7 protein-coding genes are annotated in these 11,981 nt (G+C 60.1%); 6 read left to right on the top strand and 1 reads right to left on the bottom strand.

All coding sequences use genetic code 11. The annotated features are described in order from the left end of the window. Window positions 1–251: 251 nt before the first annotated feature. The 6 genes from wecC (at window position 252) to MOK15_RS06295 (ending at window position 10,877) form a co-directional block, all read left to right on the top strand. Window positions 252–1,547: a UDP-N-acetyl-D-mannosamine dehydrogenase gene (gene wecC, locus MOK15_RS06320; RefSeq protein WP_242930818.1), complete on the top strand. Its 1,296-nt coding sequence runs from the start codon at window positions 252–254 to the stop codon at window positions 1,545–1,547. Between the two features lie 153 nt (window positions 1,548–1,700). Next, complete coding sequence (locus MOK15_RS06315) at window positions 1,701–2,375, top strand: polysaccharide biosynthesis/export family protein (protein ID WP_242932652.1); 675 nt, start codon at window positions 1,701–1,703, stop codon at window positions 2,373–2,375. Then, a complete protein-coding gene (locus MOK15_RS06310) occupies window positions 2,375–4,507 on the top strand; it encodes a polysaccharide biosynthesis tyrosine autokinase (RefSeq protein ID WP_242930817.1) in 2,133 nt (710 codons plus the stop codon). Before MOK15_RS06315 ends, MOK15_RS06310 begins: the two co-directional genes overlap by 1 nt. A 601-nt stretch (window positions 4,508–5,108) precedes the next feature. Beyond that, window positions 5,109–5,630 carry a DUF4214 domain-containing protein gene (locus MOK15_RS06305; RefSeq protein ID WP_242930816.1) on the top strand — a complete coding sequence of 174 codons (522 nt, stop codon included), beginning with the start codon at window positions 5,109–5,111 and terminating at the stop codon, window positions 5,628–5,630. Beyond that, a complete protein-coding gene (locus MOK15_RS06300) occupies window positions 5,627–8,731 on the top strand; it encodes a glycosyltransferase family 1 protein (RefSeq protein ID WP_242930815.1) in 3,105 nt (1,034 codons plus the stop codon). The genes MOK15_RS06305 and MOK15_RS06300 overlap by 4 nt, the downstream gene beginning before the upstream one ends. Window positions 8,732–9,650: 919 nt before the next feature. Beyond that, window positions 9,651–10,877: a class I SAM-dependent methyltransferase gene (locus MOK15_RS06295; RefSeq protein WP_242930814.1), complete on the top strand. Its 1,227-nt coding sequence runs from the start codon at window positions 9,651–9,653 to the stop codon at window positions 10,875–10,877. 429 nt (window positions 10,878–11,306) lie between these two features. On the opposite strand, the gene purQ is transcribed toward MOK15_RS06295, so the two are convergent. Next, window positions 11,307–11,981 carry a phosphoribosylformylglycinamidine synthase subunit PurQ gene (purQ, locus tag MOK15_RS06290; protein WP_242930813.1) on the bottom strand — a complete coding sequence of 225 codons (675 nt, stop codon included), beginning with the start codon at window positions 11,979–11,981 and terminating at the stop codon, window positions 11,307–11,309.

The following is an 11,981-nucleotide window of genomic DNA, read 5'->3' as shown; positions in this document are numbered from 1 at the left end:
CCGGACCCTTCGACACGCTCAGGACAGGCTTGATCCGGCATCCAGAGTCGCAGGCGACGCCTTTTGTGGCCCTGGATGCCGGATCAAGTCCGGCATGACGGCGTAAGAAGCCTCTAAAACCGTGAATGTCGATCCGCCCTAGGGCGGCTGGGCTGGCGCGACAAAGGCAGCCGGTCAGCGTTACCGAAATCTTCAGCATTTCCGGGCAGAAAAGTGGCCAAATTGAAACGGCCCAAAGGATTGCCCGCCTCATGCCCGTCGACACCAAGCAGAAGGTCTCCGTCATCGGCCTTGGCTATATCGGCCTGCCGACCGCCGCGCTGATCGCGCGTGGAGGGTGTCAGGTGGTGGGCGTGGACGTATCCGCCCATGTGGTGGAAACGGTCAATTCGGGCCGCGTCCATATCGAGGAAGTCGACCTGGACGGCCTGGTGCAGGGCGTGGTGGCTCGCGGCAATCTGCGTGCATCGCTGGAGGTGGAGGAAAGCGACGTCTTCATCATCGCGGTGCCGACCCCGGTGGCGGAGGATCGCGCGCCCGACATCAGCTATGTACTCAAGGCCGCGCGGACGATCGCGTCGGTGCTGAAAAGCGGCGACACGGTGATCCTCGAATCCACATCCCCCGTCGGCACCACCGAAGCGCTGCGCGATGTGATCGGATCGCTGCGCGCGGATTTGAAGATGCCGGGGCAAGGTGCGCAGGGTGATATCGCCATCGCCTATTGCCCGGAGCGGGTGCTGCCCGGCCGCATCCTGGTCGAACTGATCGACAATGACCGCTGCATCGGTGGCATCACGCCGCGCTGCGCGCGCAAAGCGTTGGGCTTCTATCGCCAGTTCGTACGCGGCGCCTGCATCACCACCACCGCCCGCGCGGCCGAGATGGTGAAGCTGGTCGAAAACAGCTTCCGCGACGTCAACATCGCCTTCGCCAATGAATTGTCGGTAATCGCGGAGAATATGGACATCGACGTGTGGGAGGTGATTCGCCTCGCCAACCGGCATCCGCGCGTCAACATCCTCAATCCCGGTCCCGGCGTTGGCGGTCATTGCATCGCCGTCGATCCCTGGTTCATCGTCCATGGCGATCCGGAGAATGCGCGCATCATCCGCACTGCGCGTGAGGTGAATGACGGCAAGACCGATCATGTCGTCGCCAGGGCATCCGATATGATCGATGATTTCGCGCAAGAGGATGTCGCCTGCCTGGGTCTCGCCTTCAAGGCGAATATCGATGATTTCCGCGAAAGCCCGGCGGTGAAGGTCGCCGCGCGCCTGGCCCGCCGCTACGGTCGCCGCATCAAGCTGGTCGAACCCCATGCGCGCGAGCTGCCGATGGAGTTCGCCGGAACCGGCGCCGAACTGATCGATCTCGATACGGCTCTGGAACAATGTGGCCTGTTCGTCATTCTGGTCGATCATGACATGTTCAAATCCGTCCCCGTCGACGAACGCGCCGGCAAGGCGGTCTATGACACGCGGGGAATCTGGCCCGACCAGCCCCGCCGGATCGCGGCCTCCACACCCGACCGTATCGCCGTCTGACCGTCAGCGCACGGGTGCGCCCCGTCGCGCTGGCGGTTGCCATCCCTCTGTCCCGCCGCTAACCCCCGTGGCCAACGGCGCTCGTCCGCGCCATGGATCAATCGCCAGAGGGGGACGTGAGGCATGAAGCGCTGGCGCACGCCACGACTTTGGATGGTTGCCCTGGCCCTGCCGGGGCTGGCGGGCTGCGCGACGGTCGAGGATGCGCCGAGGGGCGAGGCCGCCTATGCGGTGGTGCCGCCACCGCCGGCGGTAGGCATGGATTATCGCCTGTCCCCTGACGATGTGCTGCGCATCCAGATCTATCATGAGCCTGGCCTGTCGCTGGAAGATGCGCAGGTTACGGCGGCCGGCATGGTGCGTATGCCCCTGATCGGCGATGTGCCGATGGCGGGGCTGACCGCCAGCGAGGCCGCCGACGTGATCGCGGGGCGACTGGGCGAACGCTATCTGGTGTCGCCGCAGGTGACGTTGTTCGTGAAGAAGGCGGTGGGCCGTCGCATCACGCTGGACGGCGAGGTGCGCGAACCCGGCCTTTATCCACTCGACGGGCGGTTGACCCTGTCGCAGGCCGTGGCGCTGGCCAAGGGGCCGACCCGGCTCGCGGGCCTCAGTCAGGTGGTCGTGGTGCGCCGGATGGACGGGCAGCGCCGGGCGGCGATGTTCGACCTTTCCGCCATCCGCAAGGGCAAGGCGCCCGATCCCGAAATATTGCCCGGCGATCAGGTGATCGTCGGCCTGTCGCGCGCCAAGGCGATCCTGGGCAGCGCGCTGATCGCGGTGCCGGTCGTTGCGGCGGGCTTTATCGCGCTGGATGGAGGCCGCTAATGGCTGCGAGCCTGACCGATATTGTGGACATATCCGAGGTGGAGGGTGCGGGCGCCCGGCTGGCGCGGAGCGCGCGCGCCTACTGGACGGTATTGCGCCGCCACCGCATCATCCTGTTCGTCACCATGGCGCTCTGCCTGCTGGCGGCTTTGCTCTATATCCTGCTGTCGAGCCCGGATTATCGCGCGACCGCTTCGGTCGAGGTGGAGGATCTGCCGGCCGGAGCCGCAGGGGCGGGAACGCCACGTCCGGCTACCGACGACACCGAAACGGTCATGCAGACCGAACTGGAAGTGCTGCGCAGCCGCGCCTTGGCCGAGGAGGTGGCGCGCGACCTGGCGCTGGTCGGCACGCCGACTTTCTTCAACGGCATGGGCGTCAGCCGGCCGAAGGAAGGATCGGGCGGCCTCAGCCAGCGGCAGGTGGAGCAGGAGCGGGTCATCGCCCTGCTGCGGCAGAATCTGGAAGTCGAACTGCCCGGCAAGTCGCGGGTCATCCGCATCAACTTCGTTAGCGCCGATCCCGTGCTGTCGGCGCGGGTCGCCAACAGCTATGCTGACAGCCTGATCCGGTCGGATTTGAAACGCGGGTTCGAATCGGGCGTGCAGGCGCGGCGTTTTCTGCTGGGCGAACTGGATGGCGCGCGGAACGATCTGGCGCGGGCGGAACGCGATCTCGCCGTCTATGCGGCGCGGACCGGCGGCGCGCCGGTGGCAGGCGATCAGGGTACGGATGACGCGGCCAAGGTGAAGCCGGTCGAGGGCAAGTTCGCGCCGTCCGAAGGATCGATCGAAACCCGGCTGGCGCAACTCAACGGCTATCGTGCGCAGGCCGTGTCGGACCGGATCGCGGCGCAGAAACGCTGGGAAAGCGCGCGCCGCGCCAGCGTCGAGACGCTGCCCGAAGTGCTGAACAACGGCGCCATGCAGCAATTGATGACCGACCGGGCGCAGGCGCGCGCCTCGCTGGTCGAGGAACGGCAGTTCCGCAAGGATGCGCACCCCGAAATGCGGGAGGCGCGCGCGAAGCTGGCGGCGCTGGACGATCAGGCGCAGGAGATGGCGAACCGCATCCGCGCGTCGCTGAAAGAACAATATGACGTCGCCGTCCATGGCGAAAAGCAGATCGGCGCGGAAATCGCCGAACTGGAGCGCGACGCGCAGGCTGCGCGTGGGCGCGACGTTCAGATGGGCATCTACGAACGGTCGGTCGACACCTACCGGATGCTGCATGACAGCCTGTTGCAGCGCTATCGCGACATGGCGTCGCAGGCGGGATTCCAGGCCGGGCGCATCCAGGCGCTGGACCGGGCGGCGGTGCCGTCGCGGCCTTTCTCGCCCAAGGTCGGCGAGACATTATTGTTCGCCGCGCTGGGCGGGCTGGCACTGGGGCTGCTGCTGGTGGCGGCGCGGCATATCTTCGACGATGCGGTGACGTCGGCGGATACGCTGGCGGAGCGGGTCGGGCTGCCGTTGCTGGGCGCGGTGCCGGTGGCGGGGGACAATCCCCAGCCGCCCGAAATCTTCACGCCGATCGCGCGGTCGTTGTTGCTGGCGTCGACGGGTGGGTTGCCGCGATCCATCCTCGTCACCAGCGCGCAGGAGGGGGAGGGCAAGTCGCTGACCCTCAACGCCCTGTCGCGTGCGCTGGCGGGTCTGGGCAAGACGGTGCTGGTGATCGACGGCGACATGCGCCGGCCGGTGCAACATGCGCTGTTCCGCGTCGCACCGGGGAAGGGCATCAGCGAGGTGCTGACCGGGCAGGCCAAGGCGGCCGATGCGATCATCCCCACCGGGATAGACCGGGTGTCACTGCTGCCCTGCGGCGCGGTGCCGCCCAATCCGACGGAGCTGCTGGCGACCCCGGCGCTAGACGCATTGCTGGCGGCGGTGCGCGACGATTATGACACGATCCTGATCGACGCGCCGCCGATCCTGGGGCTGGGTGACACGCCTTTGCTCTGCGCCCGGGTGCAGGCGAGCCTGATGGTGGTCGAATGGGGCCGCAACCATCATGGCGGCCTGCGCGTCTCGGTCGAAAGGCTGCGCCGGGCGGGTGGCGTCATCATCGGCGCCATCCTCACCAAGCAGCAAGGCCGCGCCCTGGAATATGACTATCACCGGGGCGGGTGAGGCTTCGGCATTGAGCGGGAGCGGCTTGGTGCGGCTGAACGCTACGAGATGAGGATCTTGGCGCCGCGCTCAAGGAGGGCGGCGACGATATCATCGCCGTCAAAGGCCTTGTCCGCGATGAAAGCGCCGACCTCGACGCCTTCCACAAACGTTGTGACGCGGATGCCGTGTTCCCGTTACCCCGCATCCTCACGCTGCAGCGTCGGATATGGCTCGATTAGCGTCCGATACGTCGGACGGATAAAGCTTGCGAGGACGTGTTAGTCAAGCCTTTGAATTTATTCGGACTCGTAAGTTCGTAACAGCTTCTAGGGCCACACCATCGAGGAGGCCATAACGGCGATGCCCAGGGTGTGCACTGAAAGTGAGCAGGGGCAACATTCCTGCTCAAGCCGCCCTCTTGACTTTGCAAATCCAATATCGGAGCTAGCCAAAATAGCTCAGGATGCCCGTCCATGTCGGACAGCTTGCCGCGGTTTAGTCTCGAACTGGGTTGATATGGGTCAAAAAAGCTTTGAAACGAGCGTAAAAATATCTAGTAGGGCGCCTAAATCAACTGGGTTAAATCATGACAACTCGCCACCTTCGTCAAGGCAGCGCCATGTCGCTGAACGATCTGCTGGCGCTCAACGGGATTGCGTTTTTGCAATCGGCCTATGAGCTTATATTGCAGCGCGATATCGATGACGACGGTCGAAATTATTATTGCGCGAAGATGCTCGCTGGTATGCGCAAATATGAGGTGATCTCGACCCTCGTGCAATCGGCCGAGGCACGCAAGACCCGCGCGGTCGTGCAGGGTATGAAGCAATATCTCGCTCGCCAGCGCTGGGCGGATATGCCCGTCGTCGGCTGGATAGTGCGGAGATTCTATGAGGTCGAGAGCGACGATTCAATCAGTCGCCAGGTCCGCGCGCTGCAAATGCAGTTGGCGATCAACGGCCCGGGCGTAGGTCCGGGACACGCCGTACAGGGGGCAGGGGACCTATCGTCCTTCCCTTCTTTCCAGCATGTTGAACCGTTTCATGTCGACACGGCATATTCCGTCTTGGACGTCACGTGCCAGGAGGATCTGTCCGCTGAAACGATTGCGGTTTACGCCTTACTGAAGAGGTCTAAGTGACCACAATACTCCCTGTTGCCGATCGGCAAGTGACCACAGAGCTTCCTGTTGCCGATCGGCAAGAGACTACAAAACTCTCTGCTGCCGATCAGCGCGTGATCGCAAAACTTCCAGTTGCCGATCGGGTTGACCATAAGCTGCGCATCGTCATCGACATGCAGGGTGTGCAGAATGGAAGCCGCTACCGCGGCATCGGCCGATACACCTTCGCCTTTACCGAGGCGCTTATCGCGCTATGTCATGGTCGCCACGAGGTGTTTCTCGTATTCAACACCGATTTCGCCAGCGAACTGACGTTCATGATCGATCATTTTAAGAGGCAGATCGGCGCGCAAAACATTTTGCTGTGGCACCCCAGCGGCATCGCCCATTATGCGCTGGAGGAGAATGACGAGCATCGCTTCGCCTCCGAGGGACTCCGTGAAGCCGCCCTGGCCGGCTTGAGTCCGGATATTGTTATTGTGTCGAGCATGTCCGAAGGGGCCGGCGATCAGACGATCACGTCCGTTAGCCGATTCATCAAGGACATTCCCACCGCGGCGATTTTCTACGACCTGATCCCGCTTATCTATCAGAGCACCTATCTGCAGGACGCTCGTCTCTTGCAGTGGTTCATGGAAAAGGTGGATCATTTCAGTGAATGTGACCTGTTGCTTGCCATTTCGGAATCCTCTCGTCGAGAAGGTATCGAATATGTCGGGAAGAATCCGGACGACATCGTCACCATCTCTGCCGCAATTTCGGAGACCTTTGCAACGACGCAGGGTACGCCACTGAATGTACTGAAGAAGAAATTCGGTATAACCGGCCCTTACCTGATGTACAGTGGCGCGACGGACGCGCGTAAGAATCTGAACCGGTTGATCGATGCGATGGCCGAAATCGATCCGGCCGTGTTGTCGAAACACCAACTCGTAATGGCTGGCGGCATGCCATATGAGCATATGCAAGATCTGCAGGCTCGTGCGGCACGCCACCCGAGCCTGCACGGCCGCATGGTCTTTACCGATCGGATTACCGACGACGAGATGGTTGGCTTATATCGCAATGCCAAGGCATTCGTCTTTCCCTCCTATCATGAGGGATTCGGCCTGCCGGTGTTGGAGGCGATGGCATTTGGTATTCCCGTGATAGGTGCCAATGCCGCCAGCGTCCCGGAGATCATCGAATTGGAGGAGGCGCTATTCGATCCCCATTCTCTGGCCGACATGTCTCGCAGCATCAATCGTGTGCTGACGGACGAGCCATTCCGGCAGCGACTGATCGCATCGAGTGCGAAACAACTTTCGAAATTTTCGTGGGAAAAGGTCGCGCGTCGTGCGCTGGAAGCAATCGAGGCCAAATATGCCCGCGGCGAACTCACACGAAGCCGCTTTTCCACGCTGCCCCGTCCGGAGCAACGGCAGTTGCTGGTGGATTATCTCCGTGCCGTCGCTCCGACGCGCCTGAGTTATGACAGTGAAGCAATCCATATCGCGCGGCAGGTGGTCAAGGCACTGCCTCGGCGTCGCGCGATCTTCGTGGATATCTCTGAATTATATGTGCGCGATAGCGGGACCGGCATCCAGCGTGTTACGCGCAATATCCTTGATGCGTTGCTGTCGATGGAAATGGCCGATTTCGACATATTGCCGGTCTATACTGGTGCGACCAATGATTATCATGTCGCTACCGACATATTGGCCCGATATCGCAATATCACGGCGGCGCGGACCACAAATTATCTGATCGATCCCAAACCTGGCGATATCTTTTTGGGTTTGGACTTCCACGATGTCCTTATGCCGGCCCGCAAGGAAGTTTTCCGCAAGTTGCGCCTGTTGGGAGTGCCGGCCTATTTCGTCGTCCACGATCTGTTGCCGCAACAGTTTAAGGAATTTTTTCCCTCATTGGTGGTCGAAAACAACGCTCAATGGTTGCGGACGGTCGCCGAGATGAGCGGCATTATCGCGGTGACGAAAACCGTGGCCGAGGAATTCGCGGCGTATATTGTCGCAGAAAATGAATTTATCGCTGACGATTTCAAGATTGGCTGGTTTCACAATTCAGGTGATCTTGCGAGCCGGGCGCCAGCTCAAGCGAAGTTGGAAGGAGCGGACGCATTCCTGCTCAATACTTTGCGGAGGGCCAAAACCTTTCTCTCGGTCGGCACTATCGAACCGCGTAAGGGGCAGGCTCAATTGCTCGACGCCTTCGACCTGCTATGGCGGCAAGGTGAGGACGTCTACCTGGTGCTGGTTGGCAAAAAGGGCTGGATGGTCGATGATCTGATCAAGCGCTTTGATGCACATCCCGAACGCCAGAAACGCTTCTTCTGGTTCGATTCGGCGGACGATGACATGCTGGCCGCACTATATGAAGCAGCGGACTGCCTGGTTGCGCCGTCGCGTGGGGAAGGCTTTGGTCTGCCGCTGGCGGAAGCTGAGCAGTTCGGGTTGCCAGTTCTGGCGCGCGACATGCCTGTCTTCCGCGAAGTTGCGCCAAAAAGTACGATGTTCTTCACCGGAACCGATGCCGCGAGCCTCGCGGAAGCGCTCACACAATGGCTGGCGCAAGATGAGAAGTCGCCGGTGACGCTCCGCTCTGCCGTCGATGCGGTGGAGTCGCATCTGCCGCAGAACTGGTCCGACAGTGCCAAGCAGATACTCGCCAGCATTATTGACGGCGAATGGCACTCCAGCCTTTCCGCGCCGCGCAGCTTTTCGATCAAGCCAGTTGACAAGCGCCTGGGTTCGCATGTTGGAAGGCGGGACGATGGTCGCCTTGTCGCTAGCGGGCAAGGCGGGACTTTGGTGTTTGGACCGTGGCTGGCGCTTACAGCGGGCAAATATGAAGTTAATTTCCGCCTGAAGGTGTTTCGGGCGTCCAAGGGCCAAGCTCATTTCAAGGTCTATGGACAGGGCGGTCAGGTCGACTTTGCATACAAGCGGGTCGAGGATCTGTGCAAGGTGGCAACGGAAGAGAAAGATGTCAGGCTGAAGATGTCCTTGCCCCGGTCTTTTTCTGATGTGGAACTGAACGTTATGCTCGATGAGGGTATGATGGTGGAACTGCTGTCGATAGATATTCGGCGGCTGGGCGATGTCATGCAAGAGTCCTAGTGGATTGATTTTGACATCTGCACCCCCTGGCGGTTGGGATGGGTCTGCAAATGTCAAAATCATACAATCTACTAGAATCAAATAGTTGCTAGTGGTCCTGATGATTCTGGCATTCGCTTCATAGCGTGGATTCAGGGTAACAAATGCCGGAATCGGACCATTAGAGGCTGTTATGGACCCGCGAGTTCGAATGGATTCGAAACCTTGACTGGAACTTCATCGCAAACTTTATCCATCGAAAGTTAATCGCGCCGAATATGACGCTATAGAGTGAGGATGCGTGGCAACACGAGCACGGCCCTCATGAGGTGTTCAATGGTCTGCGTCATATGGTGAAAACTGGTGCGCCGTGGCGTTGGATGCTGAACGACCTGGCACCTTGGGCAGCGGAGACTCAGCGCTGACTAGCGGCGGGCTGCTTCGGAAGCACTGGTCGATGAGCTTCGCGCTGTGCGCTGCCTAGTGGGAGGGCGATCGGTCGAGACCACCGCTGTGATAATCGACAGCGGGACGTTGCGCTCTACACCAGAGAGTGGTGAATGCGCCGACTATGGCGACGGCAAATGAAAGAAAGGCTCGCCCGCGCTACCATTCAAACTGTCACGGGCGATCATGTGGACATTGCTAGGTCGATCAGGGCTAATATCGGTGCGCGGGCTGGCCGATGCAGCAGTATCACGTTGAAGGTCGTCAAGCTGCCCCAAGCCAGACGGCTTCGTCCTCGGTCCCCGATGAGTCAGCATCACAGGAGCTTGGTATCAGCGGAACACTGGTTATCTCTCCTTTGCGCTATGCAATGAGTTTCTACACTCGCACCACTCAATGAAAAAACGCTTTTTCCTTCTGCGCTCGATGCTCTAGACCATGATCCGGAGGGATGTTTTCCTTCTCATTAAGAACAAGATAATGGATAGATTTTATGCAGTTACGGGCGCCCGATCTCGATGAATTCGTTAGCTTATCCGACAGGTTCGGGGGGCCAGGCGCAGCAGAATGTAATCAGTATTGGCACGATTTTTCTTATGAGCCGACTGTCTTTGTCGACCAGGAACTTGATCCATTCTCGGATGAGTATTATGCGGCACAGATTGGGCTTTATAACGAACTTTCGAACCGAGAATTCGAACAGGCCAAGAATGAACTGGGCGATATCGATACCGCTGCACATATTTCGGCGGCCAATCCCTATAATCATGATTCGCCTTCCGGGCTTGCCGTGCATCTCGAGCGGCTGGCGCGCGCGCTGAAATTCGCCCGGCCGCCTTTGGGTGGCAAGATGCTCGACATGGGCTGCGGCTGGGGCCTCTCGTCCGAGATCGCCGCATATAGCGGTCTTGACGTCACCAGCATCGACATCAACCCGCAGTTCGTGAATCTCATCAATCAGCGCGCTGCTGCGGGCAGCCGCAGGATCAGCGCGCACCAAAGCAGCTTCGATTCGTTCAGTGCGGACGAGCAATATGATGTCATCCAGTTCTATGAATGCTTCCACCACGCTGCGAAGCCTTGGGAGTTGATCCAGCGCATGGCCGCGCATCTCAAGCCCGAAGGCAAGATCGTGTTGTCTGGGGAGCCGGTCAACCAGAATTGGTGGAAGAACTGGGGGCTGCGGCTTGATGCGCTTTCGGTCTATTGCATCCGCAAATTTGGCTGGTTCGAAAGCGGCTGGTCGCAGCCGTTCCTGCTTGATGCATTCCAGCGCTCAGGCTTGGACGTAGAAGTATTCGATCATGCCGATTCGGATATCGGTCAGGTATGGGTGGCCAATCTGCGTGGACGCAGGTTGCTTGAGCTTGATGAGGCGGTTTCATCCTGGCAGATGCAAGGTCTGAGGCGTAATGGCGATTACATTATTGGATCGGGTGAGTGTGCACTGACGCCTATGTTCGAACAGGACACGCAACTGGTTACCTTACAGTTTGAGAATTATCGGCCGCGCCCGATCAACATGACATGGCACACAGACTCTGGCGAGGCGCACGCCATGTGTTATCCCAGCGGTCGGCATTTCCTGACTTTCGATCGTTCTTATGCCGGCAAGCGACTGCATCTGGATATTGAGGCATGGTACCCGTCTGTGGAAAGCGGCAGCGAAGACAATCAGGCACATGGCATTCATATTTCGAAGATTTTCACCTTCACCTGAGCTTTATTTTGGATATTCATGTCTCGGATCACGGTGGCGGAACCATGTGTATGGCGCAATCTGGCAGAGTATATTGTGGTTTGCCGGTCAGCGGCCTTTGCAAAGGGTCGCCCCATCACTTTCGCTTGATCGATAGCTATCACTGCGGATCGTGCTGCCATGGCTGTGGAGAAGAAGGCAGTCGAGGATCGCGGTGGCACCGGCTCGCCAAAGACTGTTCTTCATTCTCCCGCGCCGCGGTTGGAAATGGGCGTGTCGCGTTTCACTGAGATTGGCGCAACACAACTGTCAGGTTCAGTAGAGGCATGCATCACAAGGGGTAATTTTTATGCCCGCGCATTCCTTCGCTGATTTCCCGCTCAAAACATAAAAAGGGGCGCTTCCATATCGCGGAAGCGCCCCTTTTCTGTGTCTCGATACAGCCCGGACTTATGCCCGTGTCAGCAATCCCTCGACCAAGCCCTGGAACAGGCGCTTGCCATCGGTTGCGCCATGGGCGGGTTCGATCACGCGCTCGGGATGGGGCATCATGCCCAGCACATTGCCCGCTTCGTTGAGGATGCCCGCGATGTTGCGGGCCGATCCGTTGACGCTCTCCGCATAGCGCAGCGCGACGCGGCCTTCGCCCTCCAGTCGATCCAGCGTCGCGGCGTCGGCGAAATAATTGCCGTCATGATGGGCGACGGGGAGGTTGATCGCCTCACCCGCGTCATAGCGGCTGGTGAAGGCGCTCTGGGCGTTTTCGACCGTCAGGGCGACGTCACGGCAGACGAAATGGCCGCCGGCGTTGCGCAGCAGCGCGCCGGGCAGCAGACCGGTTTCGGTCAGCACCTGAAAGCCGTTGCAGATGCCCAGGACGAAGGCGCCGCGATCGGCGGCCTTGGCCACCGCTTGCATCACCGGCGAACGCGCGGCCATCGCGCCGGAACGCAGATAGTCGCCATAGGAAAATCCGCCCGGCACGCCGATCAGGTCGATGTCGTCGGGCAATTCGGTGTCGCGGTGCCAGACCATGGCTGGCTTGGTGCCGGTCGCAGCTTCGAACGCCACCGCCAGGTCGCGGTCGCAATTGCTGCCGGGAAAGACGATGACGGCGCTCTTCAT

Origin of the sequence: Sphingobium sp. BYY-5 (assembly GCF_022758885.1) — a bacterium.
Lineage (GTDB): Bacteria > Pseudomonadota > Alphaproteobacteria > Sphingomonadales > Sphingomonadaceae > Sphingobium.
Note: the sequence above shows the minus strand (reverse complement) of the source record. Positions and strands in the feature narration are given on the sequence as shown.